Annotated in this window: 16 protein-coding genes; 11 read left to right on the top strand and 5 right to left on the bottom strand. The window is 73.9% G+C overall.

Annotated features, from left to right (window positions below):
* Positions 1–54: 54 nt before the first annotated feature.
* Positions 55–1,155 (bottom strand): chemotaxis protein, encoded by a 1,101-nt coding sequence (locus tag AB0G56_RS34885; protein ID WP_360977836.1) that lies wholly within the window; start codon positions 1,153–1,155, stop codon positions 55–57.
* A 375-nt stretch (positions 1,156–1,530) separates the two neighbouring features.
* Here AB0G56_RS34885 and asnB point away from each other — a divergent pair, with 375 nt between their 5' ends.
* Complete coding sequence (asnB, locus tag AB0G56_RS34880; protein WP_360977833.1) at positions 1,531–3,372, top strand: asparagine synthase (glutamine-hydrolyzing); 1,842 nt, start codon at positions 1,531–1,533, stop codon at positions 3,370–3,372.
* Here asnB and AB0G56_RS34875 read toward each other — a convergent pair.
* Both AB0G56_RS34875 and AB0G56_RS34870 read right to left on the bottom strand, forming a co-directional pair.
* Positions 3,362–3,892, bottom strand: coding sequence for a DUF4232 domain-containing protein (locus AB0G56_RS34875; protein WP_360977830.1), 531 nt, complete (start codon positions 3,890–3,892; stop codon positions 3,362–3,364). The two genes, asnB and AB0G56_RS34875, sit on opposite strands and share 11 nt — an antisense overlap.
* A 183-nt stretch (positions 3,893–4,075) precedes the next feature.
* The gene (locus AB0G56_RS34870) at positions 4,076–5,740 is read right to left on the bottom strand and encodes an alpha/beta hydrolase (protein ID WP_360977893.1); all 1,665 of its coding nucleotides are present in this window, start codon (positions 5,738–5,740) and stop codon (positions 4,076–4,078) included.
* 266 nt (positions 5,741–6,006) lie between these two features.
* Here AB0G56_RS34870 and AB0G56_RS34865 point away from each other — a divergent pair, with 266 nt between their 5' ends.
* The 3 genes from AB0G56_RS34865 (at position 6,007) to AB0G56_RS34855 (ending at position 8,786) form a co-directional block, all read left to right on the top strand.
* Complete coding sequence (locus tag AB0G56_RS34865) at positions 6,007–6,681, top strand: chaplin (protein WP_360977827.1); 675 nt, start codon at positions 6,007–6,009, stop codon at positions 6,679–6,681.
* A 362-nt stretch (positions 6,682–7,043) separates the two neighbouring features.
* Positions 7,044–7,898, top strand: coding sequence for a GNAT family N-acetyltransferase (locus tag AB0G56_RS34860; RefSeq protein WP_360977824.1), 855 nt, complete (start codon positions 7,044–7,046; stop codon positions 7,896–7,898).
* Between the two features lie 108 nt (positions 7,899–8,006).
* Positions 8,007–8,786 (top strand): GNAT family N-acetyltransferase, encoded by a 780-nt coding sequence (locus tag AB0G56_RS34855; RefSeq protein ID WP_360977821.1) that lies wholly within the window; start codon positions 8,007–8,009, stop codon positions 8,784–8,786.
* A gap of 17 nt (positions 8,787–8,803) precedes the next feature.
* Here AB0G56_RS34855 and AB0G56_RS34850 read toward each other — a convergent pair whose 3' ends face one another.
* Entirely contained in the window at positions 8,804–9,070 is a 267-nt protein-coding gene (locus AB0G56_RS34850; RefSeq protein WP_360977818.1) for a GlsB/YeaQ/YmgE family stress response membrane protein, read from the bottom strand.
* Positions 9,071–9,228: 158 nt separating this feature from the next.
* Between AB0G56_RS34850 and AB0G56_RS34845 the strand changes: the two genes are divergently transcribed.
* The 7 genes from AB0G56_RS34845 (at position 9,229) to AB0G56_RS34815 (ending at position 13,909) form a co-directional block, all read left to right on the top strand.
* Entirely contained in the window at positions 9,229–9,690 is a 462-nt protein-coding gene (locus AB0G56_RS34845) for an SRPBCC family protein (protein ID WP_360977815.1), read from the top strand.
* A 139-nt stretch (positions 9,691–9,829) separates the two neighbouring features.
* Positions 9,830–9,913, top strand: coding sequence for a putative leader peptide (locus AB0G56_RS34840; protein ID WP_360977890.1), 84 nt, complete (start codon positions 9,830–9,832; stop codon positions 9,911–9,913).
* Between the two features lie 419 nt (positions 9,914–10,332).
* Positions 10,333–10,887, top strand: coding sequence for an NADPH-dependent FMN reductase (gene ssuE / locus AB0G56_RS34835; RefSeq protein WP_360977813.1), 555 nt, complete (start codon positions 10,333–10,335; stop codon positions 10,885–10,887).
* 122 nt (positions 10,888–11,009) lie between these two features.
* Positions 11,010–11,381: a BlaI/MecI/CopY family transcriptional regulator gene (locus AB0G56_RS34830; RefSeq protein ID WP_360977810.1), complete on the top strand. Its 372-nt coding sequence runs from the start codon at positions 11,010–11,012 to the stop codon at positions 11,379–11,381.
* Positions 11,378–12,307, top strand: coding sequence for a M48 family metalloprotease (locus AB0G56_RS34825; RefSeq protein WP_360977807.1), 930 nt, complete (start codon positions 11,378–11,380; stop codon positions 12,305–12,307). Before AB0G56_RS34830 ends, AB0G56_RS34825 begins: the two co-directional genes overlap by 4 nt.
* 88 nt (positions 12,308–12,395) lie before the next feature.
* Entirely contained in the window at positions 12,396–12,791 is a 396-nt protein-coding gene (locus AB0G56_RS34820; RefSeq protein WP_360977804.1) for a VOC family protein, read from the top strand.
* Positions 12,792–12,838: 47 nt separating this feature from the next.
* Positions 12,839–13,909, top strand: a complete 1,071-nt coding sequence (locus AB0G56_RS34815) for an adenosine deaminase (protein WP_360977801.1) — start codon at positions 12,839–12,841, stop codon at positions 13,907–13,909.
* Here AB0G56_RS34815 and AB0G56_RS34810 read toward each other — a convergent pair.
* A complete protein-coding gene (locus AB0G56_RS34810; protein ID WP_360977798.1) occupies positions 13,891–14,406 on the bottom strand; it encodes a DUF664 domain-containing protein in 516 nt (171 codons plus the stop codon). The two genes, AB0G56_RS34815 and AB0G56_RS34810, sit on opposite strands and share 19 nt — an antisense overlap.
* Positions 14,407–14,410 lie beyond the last annotated feature (4 nt).

Raw genomic sequence — 14,410 nt, 5'->3', positions numbered from 1 at the left:
GAGCTCTCCGGCGAACCGGTCCGGCCACAGCACCCAGCGGGCCGGGCGGCGTGCTCAGTAGCGCAGCACGCCCGCGATGCCCTGCTCGTCGTCCAGGGTGCCGTCCGGGACGAAGCGGACCTCGGCCCCCGTCTCCAGGCACTGCTCGACGATCTCGTCCACGATGTCCTCGCGGGCGTCGAGGTCGCCGCCGTCGGCCGGGACCAGGTGGTCGCCCGCGTCGTCGCGCACGGTCACCCGGTAGTTCTCCTCGACGGCCAGCAGCCGGACGCGGCCCTCCCGGGCGCTGCGCCACAACTCGTCGACGCCGGCGGCGAACTCCTTGCGCCCACGAGCCGTCTCCAGCTCCCGGGCGACGGCCTCGGTGTCCGCGCGGGCCCGTTCCTGAAGGACCGGCTGGAGTGCGCGCCGCACCGCCTCGGGCGTGCCGTGCGCCAGGCCGCCGTGCGCGATGTGCACCGCGTCGCGGGCGGCGCCGCCGCACTCGTCGAGGACGGCCAGCGCACCCGGCTCGCCGGTGACGTACAGCGGGCGCGGATGGTCGCGCAGCACCGCGCTCATCGCCGTGTCGGCCTCGCGCAGGAACTGGCGGGTGCGCTCGTCGCGGAACGTGCTCGGTGCGTCACCGATGCGCTCCTGCCGTTCGGCGTCGAAGTTCTCGTCGAGGTCCCGGGTCAGCGGAAAGCCGCCGGTGCGGTCCTCGGCGATGCGGCCCCCGCCGCCGCTCCACAGGGTCAGGCGGTCGGCGGAGACCGACAGGACCCAGAAGGGGCTCTCGGCCGCGTTCGCCGAGACCAGGTTGCGGGTGAGGAAGGTGTCCGAGAGCACCACCCGCTCCGGCACGCTGCGGCCGAGCGACCACACCTGGTGCTCGCCGGGCGCGGCGAGGATCAGCAGTCCTTCCTCGGCGTAGGTGAGGTCTACCTCGGAGAGGGCCTGGTCGAGCTGGCGCACGACGTCGGCGCGGCGTTCCCGGGTGACCGCCGGGTCGGTCTCCAGCTGCTTCTTGGCCTCGGTCACGGCGTTGCGCAGCCGGACCCGGTCCTGGGCGTTGTCGGGTTCCCTGCGGTGCGTCGGCGTCAGCACGGACACCGCGGGATAGCTGCGCGGGCGCCGCAGCTCGGCGAGGGTCGCGGGACTCAGATCGTGCTCCATGACAGCACCATAGGGCGGATTCGCATATCGGGCATTTGGAGTAATCGGATGTCGTGGGCGGGGTAACTGGTAGCTACGGGCGCGTGCTTGCCGGCGCGGGCGCCCGGAGCGTCCGCGTGTTCGCCGCGGCGGGTGCGCGGATCGTGTGCGACGGCCGGTGGACGGGGTTCGTGGGCAAGTCTTTGCCGGTGACCGAATCACGGCGGGCCACCCCCGGTCGGCGACGGGCCCGCGGATCTCCTGGAGGCAAAGTCCGGCCGAAAGCGCCGGGGTCGACCCGCCGCCCGGGGTGCGGCCGCGTTGACCCGCCCCGGGTGGGTGAAACACGCTCGTCATATAGGTGCTCGATACAACTGGTTCGCCTGGAGGTAGCACATGTGCGGCATCACCGGCTGGGTCTCCTTCGACCGCGACCTGCGTTTTGAGGCCACGGCACTGGACGCGATGACGGAGACGATGGCCTGCCGGGGCCCCGACGACCGGGGGACGTGGTCCGAGGGGCCCGCGGCCCTCGGCCACCGGCGCCTCGCGATCATCGACCTGCCCGGCGGGCGGCAGCCGATGAGCGAGACCACCGCGGCCGGCACCGTCGCCCTCGTCTACTCGGGCGAGGCCTACAACTTCACGGAACTGCGCGCCGACCTCACCGCGCGCGGCCACCGCTTCACCACCGACTCCGACACCGAGGTCGTGCTGCGCGGCTACCTGGAGTGGGGCGACGCCGTCGCCGAGCGGCTCAACGGCATGTACGCCTTCGCCGTCTGGGACGGGCGCCACGACAAGCTCGTCATGATCCGCGACCGCATGGGCATCAAGCCCTTCTACTACTACCCGACGCCCGACGGCGTCCTGTTCGGCTCCGAGCCCAAGGCGATCCTCGCCAACCCGCTGGCCCGCCGCCGGGTGACCCTCGACGGCCTGCGCGAGCTGTTCACCTTCGTCAAGACGCCGGGACACGCCGTGTGGGACGGCATGCGCGAGGTCGAGCCCGGCACCGTCGTCACCGTCGACCGCGGCGGCCTGCGCGCCCGCGCCTACTGGCGGCTGGAGACCCGGCCGCACCCAGACGACCGCGACACCACCATCGCCACCGTGCGCTCCCTGCTCGACGACATCGTGCGCCGCCAGCTCGTCGCGGACGTGCCGCGCTGCACCCTGCTCTCCGGGGGCCTCGACTCCTCCGCGATGACCGCGCTGGCCGCGCGGCAACTGGCCGAGCACGGCGAGAAGGTGCGCAGCTTCGCCGTCGACTTCGTCGGCCAGACCGACCGGTTCGTCGCCGACGAACTGCGCGCCACCCCTGACACGCCGTACGTGCACGACGTGGCCCGCGCCGCCGACACCGACCACCAGGACATCGTGCTCGACGCGCAGTCCCTCGCCGACCCGGAGGTGCGGGCCCGCGTGCTGAGGGCCCGTGACCTGCCCATGGGCTTCGGTGACATGGACGCCTCGCTCTACCTGCTGTTCCGCAGCATCCGCGACCACTCCACCGTCGCCCTGTCCGGAGAGTCCGCCGACGAGGTCTTCGGCGGCTACCTCCAGTTCTTCGACGAGGAGGCCCGCCGCGCCGACACCTTCCCGTGGCTGGTGCGGTTCGTGCGCGACTTCGGCGACGACGGCGACGTCATACGGGCGGACCTCGCCCAGGCCCTGGACCTGCCGGCGTACGTGGCCGACGGCTACCGCACCGCGGTCTCCGGCATCCGCCGCCTCGACGGCGAGAGCGACTTCGAGTACCGGATGCGGCAGATCTGCTTCCTGCACCTGACCCGCTTCGTCCGCGTCCTGCTCGACCGCAAGGACCGGATGAGCATGGCGGTCGGCCTGGAGGTCCGGGTGCCGTTCTGCGACCACCGGCTCGTGGAGTACGTCTACAACACGCCCTGGGCGCTGAAGTCGTTCGACGGCCGGGAGAAGAGCCTGCTGCGGGAGGCGACCGCGGACCTGCTGCCCAAATCCGTGTACGACAGGGTGAAGAGCCCCTACCCCTCCACCCAGGACCCCGCCTACGCGAGTGCGCTCCAGGGCCACGTCAAGGACCTCCTCACCCGGCCCGACCACCCCGTGTTCGAGCTGGTCGACCGGGAGCGGGTGCGCCAGGCCGCGCACCGCGACACCCCCGTCAGCACGCAGGCGGCGCGGCGCGGCCTGGAGAAGACCCTGGACCTGGCCGTGTGGCTCGACCTCTACCGGCCGGAGATCGTCACCGGCTGAGCCCGATCGCCCGGTCCGCGGCGGCGGCCGACGGCTGCCACCACGTCGTCACCGGCTCCCACACCCGGATCGCGCCGCCCGTGCCCAGGGCCGCCGCGGTGAAGGTGCGGCCCGGACGCGCCGGGTCCGCGGAGACGGTCAGCGTGCCCACCCGGCGGGCCTCGGGGTCCGCCGGGTCCGCCACCGTGCGCACCGCCGCGTACGCCGTCCGCCCGGCGCCCAGCCGGTACGGGCCGCTCTCGCCCGGGGGGACCGGCTGCGCCGCGCCGTCCAGGTCCCCGAAGGTGACCGTGGGGATGCGGTCGACGGCGCAGGCGCGTTTGTGGTCGGTCACCTGGAGGCGGATCACGGACGGGCGTCCGGGCACGGCCCGCGCCCGGACGGTCAGCTGCGATGCGTCGCAGGCGGCGAGCGCGGAGCCGGCGGGGGCGGACGCCGCCTGGCCGGGCGAGGCGGACAGCAGCAGGGCGGCGACGGCGGCCGGGGCGGCCGACACGGCGACGGCGGTACGCGTGCGCATGGATCCCCCAGTGTGGTCGGTGGTCGTGCTCAGGTGCGGTCCGGGCGGTCGGTCGTGGCACCGCCCGTCCGCACAGTGGGACCACCGAGGGGGCCGCCTGGTTGCGCGGTGCGCCCGCGGTTGCTCCGTCCGGGGGACGGGGCGCGGGACAGGAGGTGCGTCACCCTGCGGACACGGGTCGCGTCACCCGGACGCGTCCGGCTCGGTGTCCGCCGGGCACGAACTGCCGTCGGCGGGCAGGGAACCGTACAGCAGGAAGTCGTCGACCTTGCGGTGCACGCACTGGGACGATCCGTAGCCGGTGTGGCCGTCACCCCGGTTGTCGAGCACCACGGCCGACGAGCCGAGCCGCCGCGCCGTCTCCACGGTCCAGCGGTACGGGGTCGCCGGGTCGCCCCGGGTGCCGACGAGGAGCATCTTCGCCGTGTCCACGTGGCGGACCTTCTGCCGGATGAAATCGGTGCCCTTGGGACGGCCGTAACACATCAGCAGCTCGTTGAGCCGGTACCGGCCGAAGACCGGTGAGGCCTGCGTGTACTCGGCGCCGAGCCGCCCGAGGTCCTTGGTGAGCTGCTCGGCACCGGGCCGGTCCGGGTCGTCCGCGCAGTTGATCGCCATCAGCGCCGCCGGCACGTTGTCCAGCGGCACGTCCGCGCTGTCCACCAGCCCGCCGGTGCCCTGCGGCTTCGCCGCGCCCTGCGGTGGCTTCGGGGCCGAAGAGCCCTGCGGGTCCTGCGGCCCCTCCCGGGCGGGACGCGCCATGCCGCCGGAGGCGAGGGACCGGACGGCGCGTGTGTCGCCGTCCTGCACCAGCGAGGCGACCGCCCGCTCCAGCGAGGGCCACATCGCCTTGCTGTACAGCGCCTGGCCGATGGCGCCCACGAGCTGCTGGCCGGTCAGCCGGCCGCCGGAGCCCGTCGGCACCGGGTTCTCGTCGAGCGACCGCACGAGCTGGACGACCTGGTCGCCGGCCTGGCGCCGGTCCTGGCCGAACGGGCAGGCGATGTCCTGCACGCACCAGTCGAGGAAGTCGTCGAGCGCCGTCTGCTGGCCCTCGGCCGCCACCAGGCCCTGCTCGGACAGCGGTTCGGTCAGCGTGTCCACCCCGTCCATGGCCATCCGTCCCACCTTGCCGGGGAACTCGGCGGCGTACACCGCCCCGAGCCGGGTGCCGTAGGAGAATCCCAGGTAGTTGAGCTTGCCGTCCCCCAGCGCCTGGCGGATCACGTCGAGGTCCCGGGCCGCGTCGACGGTGCCTATGTGGGGCAGGACCGGGCCGGAGTGCCTGGCGCACTCGGCGGCCACCTCCTTCCACTGCGCGAGCGCCTTGCGGGCGGCCTGCGCGTTGCCCAGGTCGGGCCGCGCGTCGCCGCTGTCACCGCCGGAATCGGAGGTGGCGCCGACGTCGATGCCGCAGCTGACGGGGGAGGACCTGCCCACGCCCCGCGGATCGAAGCTGACGACGTCGTAGCCGTTGGTGAGGTCCATGAACTGCTTGCCGGAGAGGGCGAGTTCCGACACCCCCGCGCCGCCGGGACCGCCGAAGTTCAGCACCACCGAGCCCTGCGACCGTCCCGTGGCCCGGTACCGGGCCAGCGCCAGATCGAGGGTGCCCGCGCCCGGGTGGGCGTAGTCCAGGGGGACGGTGACCTTGCCGCACTGGAGGTCCTTCGGCGCGCCCGGGTCGCACGCCGCCCACGTGACCTTCTGCCGGTAGAAGCGGTCGAGGCCGGCCGGCCCCGCGCCCGGGGCGGCCACGGGCAGGCCCGCGCCGAGCAGCGCCAGTGTGACGGCCCCGACGCAGGCACCGCGCCGGGCCGCGTTCCGCGTCGACAGCTTGGCCAGCATGGATGCCTCCAAGGGCGCTCCGCCGCGGTCCGGGACAACGCCCTCGCTCACCATAAGCGGCCCCCGATCCCCGCGCCTCCCGGTGGCGGACTGCTGCACCAGGCGTACGAGCTTGCCCGCACCGTTCGAAACCAGGCCGCCGGGAAGCGGCCGGGACACCACCCGAAGGAGTGAAAGAAGGGCGGGCCATGACCCGGATGGCCGAGGCCCGCGTTCTCCCCGGTGCGGGCGAGCGCCCGCGACCCTGTCTGGAAGGCACAGGACCTATGAAACGGGTTACCCGAAATGGTGTGATCGCCGTCGCCGCCTCCGGCGCGATGGCGATGGCAGTGCCGGTGTCCGCCGCGTTCGCGGCCGACGGAGGCGCCGCCGCGGACGGCTCCGCGATCGGCTCGCCCGGCCTGCTGTCCGGCGACACCCTTCAGCTTCCGGTGCACGTCCCGGTGAACGTGTGCGGCAACACGGTGAACGTGGTCGGTCTCCTCGACCCCGCGGCGGGCAACCGCTGCGCCGACACCTCCACCGGGCGGCACGGGGCCTCGTCCGGGGCGTCGTCCACCCGGGGGGCGACCGCGCGGGAGAGCGGAAAGGATTCGCCGGGTGTGCTCTCCGGCAACGGCGTCCAGCTCCCGGTGCACCTCCCGGTGAACGTCAGCGGCAACACGGTGAACGTGGTGGGCGTCGGCAACCCCGCCACCGGCAACACCTCCGTCAACGGCTCCGTCGACCGGCCCGCGCCGCACCCGGCCACGCCGCCCGCGCGGTCCACGCCGCGCCCGGCGCCGAGGCCCGTGCCGCACCCGGTGGCCGCCCCGCGCACGCAGCTGTCCCTCGCCCACACCGGCACGGACCAGACGGTCCCCGCCGTCGCCGCGAGCGCCGCCCTCCTGCTCGGCGGAGCCGTCCTCTACCGGCGCTTCAGGCCCGGGGCGATCCGCTGAGCCGGATCCGCCACCACGGCCGCAGGGAGTGTCCCACCGCATCCGCTCCCCCCACCGGTGGGACCTCCGCCTCCGGAAGAATCCGGAAACCTCCGGAAGACTCCGGAAACCTCGGGAAGACTCCGGAAACCTCGGGAAGACTCCGGAAACCTCGGGAAGACTCCGGAAACCTCGGGAAGCCTTCGTAAGTCGTCGGCAGCCCTCGACCGGCCGGCGGCGCCCGCGGGGCGCCCCGACGCCGGCCGCCTGCCTGCGGTGGCCCGTCGACCGGCGGAGCACGGCTTGATCCCGCCGTGGCGCGGCCGCGCGTGATCGGGAAGGATGCTCCGCGCACCCGCCCGCCACGGAAATGGAGCGCACCGATGGTCCCGGAGGCCCGCGAAGACCTCGTCGTCACCCAGGCGACACCGCAGGACTGGCCGGTGATCAGCCGATGGGCGGCCGACGAGGGCTGGAACCCCGGGCTGTCCGACGGGCCGGCCTTCTTCGCCCAGGACCCCGCCGGCTTCTTCCTGGGCCGCATCGGCGGCGAGCCCGTCTCCGCGATCTCCGTCGTCCGCCACGGCGCCGACTTCGCCTTCCTGGGCTGCTACCTCGTCCGCCCCGACCTGCGCGGCCGGGGACACGGACTGACCACCTGGAAGACCGCTCTGGCACACGCGGGAAGCCGTACGGTCGGCCTCGACGGCGTCGTCGCCCAGCAGGCCAACTACCGGCAGTCGGGTTTCCGGCCCGCCCACCGCACCGTCCGCTTCGCAGGACGTGCCCCCGCCGCGCGGTGCCCCGCCGGCGTACGGTCCGCCGCCCCCGCGGACCTGCCGGACCTCACCGCCTACGACGCGCTCTGCCACCCGGCCGAACGCCCGCGCTTCCTCGCCCGCTGGCTCACCACCGACGGGCACCGGACCCTCGTCCGCGGCGACGGGGACCGCGTCAGCGGCTACGGCGTGCTCCGCCCGGCCCACGACGGCCTGCGCATCGGCCCGCTGTTCGCCGACACCGCCGAGGACGCGCGAGCCCTGTTCACCGCGCTGTGCGCCGTCGCCGGGGAGCAGCAGATCGCCCTCGATGTGCCCGAGCCCAACGCGGCGGGCGTCGCCCTGGCCGAGGAGGCGGGCCTCACGCCCTCGTTCGAGACCGCCCGCATGTACACGGGGCCGGTGCGCGAGTACGCCCGGGAACGGGTCTTCGGCGTCACCACCCTCGAACTGGGATGACCGGCGGGCCGGGAAGGAGGGCGGCACCGGCCGCGTGGCTCCCGGGGCTCCTGCGGGGCGTCGTAATTCCGTTGCCGGGACCCCGTCCGTTCTGATGAGGTCCGGCGTATGGATCACGCCACGGTACTCGCCCTGTACGACCGCGACCTGCGCGAGGGCCTGCGCCCCGACGGCCCCGGAGCGCGCGTCGAGCGCGCCGGGAACGTGGTGCGCCACGTCGGCCGCTCCGCGCGGGACTGGAACGGGGTCGTGTGGTCAGCGCTGGAAGCCGACGACGCCGACGCGGCGATCGCCGAGCAGGTGGCCCGCTTCGGCGCGCTGGGCCATCCCTTCGAATGGAAGCTGTACGGGCACGACCGGCCGGCGGACCTCGGACGGCGGCTGGCGGCCGCCGGGTTCACGCCCGAACCGGAGGAGACCCTGATGGTCGGCGAGATCGCGGACCTGGACCTCGACGCCGTACTGCCCGAGGGCGTGCGCCTGCACACCGTCACCGACGAGGCCGGGGTGGACCTCATGGTCGCCGCCCACCGCAGGGCGTTCGGCACGGACCACGACGAGCTGCGCCACCGCGTCCTCGCCCAGCTCGCCGAGGCCCCGGACACCCTGGTCGCCGTGGTCGCCCTCGCCGGTGCCGAGCCGGTGTGCGCGGGCCGCATCGAGCTGCTGCCGGGCACCCGCTTCGCGGGCCTGTTCGGCGGCGGCACCGCGGAGGAGTGGCGGGGCCGGGGCATCTACCGCGCCCTGGTCGCCCACCGGGCCCGCGTCGCCGCCGACCGCGGCTACCGCTACCTCCACGTCGACGCGAGCAGCGAGAGCCGGCCCATCCTCGAACGCCTCGGCTTCGCAGCGCTGACCACGACGACGCCGTACGTCCACGAGCACTGAGCCCCGGGGCCGGCGGTTCAGCGCCGGGGCGCCTTCGCCCGGTCCAGCGCGGCCACACCGACGGCGGCGAGCGCGATCTGGATGAGCCACTCGATCCAGTCGACGCCCTTGGTGTCCGCCACGCCCAGCGCGGAGGCGATCGCCGCGCCGACCAGTGCGGCCACGATGCCGATGAGGATCGTCCAGAGGATCCCGATGTGCTGGCGGCCGGGGACGACGAGCCGTCCCAGGACGCCGATGATGATGCCGATGACGATGGCACTGATGATGCCGCTGATCTCCATCTTCGCCTCTCCGTGTCGTTGTCCCCCGCGCAGTCCGGATGCCCGCTGTCCGGGAAGGCACTCCACCGGGCACTCCACCGCGTGCGACCGGGTGCCCCGCGCGGCGGAGCCCGTTTGACATGCGGGGGAGCAGCTGCGTGACTGTGGGTGTGCGATCCGTGACCGGCCCGTTGAGCCATGTGTACGTCACCTACATCGGGAGCACTCCCGAGGCGGTCTGGGACGCCCTGACGGACGCCGACCTGACCGCCGTCTACTGGGGTCACAGCAACGTCTCCGACTGGCGGCCGGGCTCGCGCTGGGAGCACGTGCGCACGGACGGCTCCGGCGTCGCCGACGTGGTCGGCACCGTCGTCGCCTCCGACCGCCCGGCCCGGCTGGTCACCACCTGGTCCGCGCCCGAGGACGCCGCGCGGCCCGACCGGCACTCCCGGGTCACCTTCGACATCCGGCCGCACGGCGACATCGTCCGTCTCACCGTCACCCACGAGGACCTCAACGACGTCGGAGAACTCGACGGCGCCTCGCGGGGCTGGCCCGCGGTCCTGTCCAACCTCAAGTCCCTGATCGAGACGGGCCGCCCGCTTCCCCAGGAGCCCTGGCTGATGCCGGACCCGTGATCCGCCGCGTCGCCGCCTCCACGCCGCCGCCTTCACGTCGTCGCAGTCGTCGCCGCCTTCACCGCGTCCCACGGTCCGTCATACGAGACCCGTCGGCGTCTCCTTGACTGCCCCACCGGCGGCTGTCACGATCGTCAGCATGAACGTGCGACTGGACCTCACGCGGCGACGCCATGTCGACCTCGCCCGCGTCTCCAGCGCCTCCTGTCGCCCCGCGGCCTGATCCGCCGCGCGTTCCTTCGCCGCGCCGCGTCTGCGCCTTCCCGTCCGAGCCCTGCGCCGGCCCGCGGAGCGACGGTCCCTGTGGTGACGGCCGCGCGGAGACGGCCCGTTCGCCGGGTCCCGCCCGCTGTTCCCCGTGCACACTCCGCCGCCCGTACCTCCGTACCTCCGTGCCCTCGTGCGTCCGCGTGCCGTCCGGCGAGCGGGCGTGCGCTCGGCCGCGCCCGGCGTTCCCGTGCCGCCCGCCCGCCGCTCCCGCTGTCATCTCCGTAATCAGCGACCGCACAAAGCGCCCACATCTCAATCAGCAGCCAGGGCGCCCCGGAGAGCCGGGCGGCCACTCCTTCGAAGCCACTGAAGGCAAGAACCCATAAGCCACACCCGGCCCTCCCGGGCCGCCTAACAACTTACGGAGCACCCATGGCCACCGTCCTGTCCGTCTCCGGCAGCCCCTCAGCCTCCTCCCGCACCAACCGCCTGCTGCGCCACCTCGACCAGCGGCTGACCGCCCAGGGCCACGAGGTGATCCCGCTCGACGTCCGCACCGTCCCCGCCGAAGCGCTCCTCGGGGCGGACTTCCGTCACCCGGCGATAGTGGAGGCCACCGAACTGCTCGCCCGTGCCGACGGAGTGGTCGTCGCCACCCCCGTCTACAAGGCCTCCTACTCCGGTGTCCTCAAGGCACTCCTCGACCTGCTGCCGCAGTACGCCCTGACCGGCAAGACCGTGCTGCCGCTGGCCACCGGCGGCTCCGTCGCGCACGTCCTCGCCATCGACTACGCGCTGCGCCCCGTCCTCAACTCCATGGGCGCGGCCCACATCGTGCAGGGCTGGTTCACCCTGGACAAGGACATCACGGTGCGTGAGGACGGCACGCTCACCGTGGCACCGGCCGCGGGCGAGGCCCTCACCCAGGTGGTCGACCACTTCTCCGCCGCCCTCGGCCGCGTCCCCCTGCTGGCCGCCGCGAGCTGACCCCGTGGCGACCCGTGGCCCGACCCGTGGCGGGCCCGGAAGAGCCCGCGCCGACCCGGTTGACTACTCTTGTGTAGACGGTCCACTGGAGTGCAGGCGAGGACGGGGTGAGGAACGTTCCCATGACCGACGCGAGGGACGAACGCAGGCCGGCCGGCGAGCTGGAAGCCGGTGTGATGGCCGTCCTGTGGGCGGCCGGCGCGCCCCGGACGCCGGGGGAGGTCCAGGCCGGCCTGGCCGCCGACCTGGCCCGCACCACGGTGACGACCATCCTGACCCGGCTGTACGAGAAGGGCGTGGTCGAGCGCCGCCGGCAGGGACGCGGCTACGCCTACTACCCCGTCCAGGACGCGCACGGGCTGACCGCCCGCCGCATGCACTGCGAACTCGACCGGGACACCGACCGCGAGACCGTCCTCGCCCGCTTCGTCGCCCAGCTCAGCGCCGCCGACGAGCGCGTCCTGCGCGACCTGCTCGAACCGGGTGAGCGATGACCGCCCTGCTGCTCCTGCCGCTGCTGCTGCCGTTCGCCGTACCGGCACTGGCCCGGCGCGCGCTCGACCGCCTGGCGCCCGTGGCCGCGCTGTGGGTGATCACCGTCTCGGCGGTCGTCCTCGCGGGCTGCTCGCTGGCCGCGCTCGGCGGGTTCGTCCTCACCGGCCTGCTGAAGCTGCCCGTCTTCGCCGCCCTGGGCGAGCTGGTGCACCCGCTGCACACCGCCTCCGACCTTGTGGTGGCGCCCGCGGCGGCGGTCTCGGTCGGGGCGCTCGCCGTGTGCGCGGGCACGCTCGGGCGGGCGGCGGCCCGGGAGGTCAGGGCCTTTCGCAGCGCCCGCACCGAGGCCGGCCGCAGACCCGCCGCGGGTGACCTGTGCGTCGTCGACTCCCCGCACCCCGACGCGTACGCCCTGCCCGGCCGGCCGCACCGCATCGTCGTCACCACCGCGATGCTGCGCAGCCTCGACGCCGCCGAGCGCGAGGCGCTGTTCGCCCACGAGCGCGCCCACAACCGCGGCGGCCACCACTACTTCCTGGCCGCCGCGGAACTCGCCGCGCACTGCCACCCCGCGCTGCGCCCGGTGCGCGCGAGCATCCGCCTCGCCGCCGAACGGGCCGCCGACGAGGCCGCCGCCGCGGCCGTGGGCGACCGACGGCTCACCGCCCGCGCCATCGCCCGCGCCGCGCTGGCCGGGCAGGAGGCCCGCTCGACGCGTCCGGAGTTCGCCCCCGCCGCCACCTCGGGACCGGTGCCGCACCGGGTCAAGGCCCTCCTCGCGGCGCCCCAGGCCCCGCGCCGCGCCGCGACCTGCGTCGCCGCGCTGCTGCTGGCCTGCACCGCCCTGTCCTTCGGCGCCTCCGCCACCGGTGTCCTCGACTTCCACCACCGGGTCGAGGTCGCCCAGGGCGAAGAGTCCCGCTGACCTCGCATCCCACAGGGCCGGGGCGACTGGCGCACCAGAGGTTTTACGTATAACCTCACCCGTCGTCCGCCCGCCCCGAAAGGCCCCGATGAGACGCATAGCCCTGGTCACCCTCGTCGTCGACGACTACGACGAGGCGATCCGCTTCTACACCGACGCCCTCGGATTCCGCCTCGTCGAGGACTCCCCGCGCCCGGACGGCTCCCGCTGGGTCGTCGTCGCCCCGGGTGAGGACGACCGTGCCGGCGCGCTGCTGCTCGCCCGCGCCAAGGGGGCGGCCCAGCGGGCGCGGACCGGGGACCAGACCGGCGGGCGCGTCGGGTTCTTCCTGCACACCGACGACTTCGCCCGTGACCACGCCCGGATGCTGGCGGCGGGCGTTTCCTTCCTGGAACAGCCGCGCCACGAGCCGTACGGCACCGTCGCGGTCTTCCAGGACCTGTACGGCAACCGCTGGGACCTGCTCCAGCCCGCCGACGCCTGACCCGGCCTGATCCCCCCGTCCCGTCACCCGCTGAGGAAAGACCGCACATGACCGCCCCGCGCATCGACACCGAGACCCTCCGCCGGCTGCCCAAGGCCGTGCTGCACGACCACCTCGACGGCGGCCTGCGCCCCGCCACCGTCGTCGAACTCGCCGCGGCGGCCGGCCACCCCCTGCCCACCACCGACCCCGGTGAGCTGGCAGCCTGGTACGTCGAGGCCGCCGGCTCCGGCGACCTGGTCCGCTACATAGCCACCTTCGAGCACACCCTCGCCGTGCTGCAGACCCGCGAGGGCCTGCTGCGCACCGCCGAGGAGTACGTGCTCGACCTGGCCGCCGACGGCGTCGTCTACGGCGAGGTGCGCTACGCCCCCGAGCTGATGGTGAACGGCGGGCTGACCCTGGCCGAGGTCGTCGAGGCGGTCCAGGAGGGGCTGGCGGCCGGCATGGCCAAGGCCGCGGCGGACGGCACCCCGGTCCGCGTCGGCACCCTGCTGTGCGGCATGCGGATGTTCGACCGCACACGGGAGATCGCCGACCTCGCGGTGGCCTTCCGGGACGCGGGCGTCGTCGGCTTCGACATCGCCGGCGCGGAGGACGGCTTCCCGCCGGCCGACCACCTCGCCGCCTTCGAACACCTGCGCAACGAGAGCGTGCCGTTCACCATCCATGCCGGTGAGGCCCACGGCCTGCCCAGCATCCACCAGGCCCTCCAGGTGTGCGGCGCGCAGCGGATCGGGCACGGTGTGCGCATCACCGAGGACATCGTGGACGGCAGGCCCGGCCGCCTGGCCGGGTGGGTGCGCGACCGCCGGATCGCCCTGGAGATGTGCCCGACCTCCAACCTCCAGACCGGCGCCGCCACCTCGATCGCCGAGCACCCCATCACCGCCCTGAAGGACCTCGGCTTCCGGGTCACCGTCAACACCGACAACCGGCTGGTGTCGGGGACGACGATGACCCGGGAGATGTCCCTGCTGGTCGAGGAGGCGGGCTGGAGCGTGGAGGACCTGCGCACGGTCACGGTGAACGCCGTCAAGAGCGCGTTCGTCCCGTTCGACGAGCGCAAGGCCCTCATCGAGGACGTCGTCCTGCCGGGTTACGCCTCCGCGCTCTGAAGCAGCCCCCTGACGTAGGCGGCCTGTCCGACGTGCTGGAGGTCGTCGGACAGGACGCTCACCAGGCGCACGCCCAGCGTGACCGGGGGGTCCCAGCGCTCGTCCACGATCCGTCCGAGGTCCGCCGCCGCCACCTTCCCGAGGGCCCGCACGCTCTGCTCGTACACGGCGTCGTGGTACCCCGTCAGCAGGTCACCGGAGTCCACGCGCACCTTGGCCACCTTCGCCGGGGTGTGCCCGTAGCCGGTCTCGCGCGCGTGCAGGTCCAGGCCGAAGCGTTTCTCCCAGTCCTGGGTGAGCCACACCTGGTCGAGGTCGAACGCGTCCGCCAGATGGTCGTCCTGGACACGGGTCAGATGCCAGATCAGCCAGGCGATGGAGTTGGCGTCGGAGGAGGGCCGTGCGTTCAGCTGATCGGCCGGCAGGCCGTCGACGACCGCGTGGACCTCTTCCCGGATGCGGCCGTAGCCGTCGATGAGGATGTCCTTCGCATGCATGCGT

The sequence above is a fragment of the Streptomyces sp. NPDC021356 genome (assembly GCF_040641015.1).
Classification (GTDB): Bacteria; Actinomycetota; Actinomycetes; order Streptomycetales; family Streptomycetaceae; genus Streptomyces.
The sequence above is the reverse complement of the archived record's forward strand: the minus strand, read 5'-3'. Positions and strand labels throughout refer to the sequence as shown.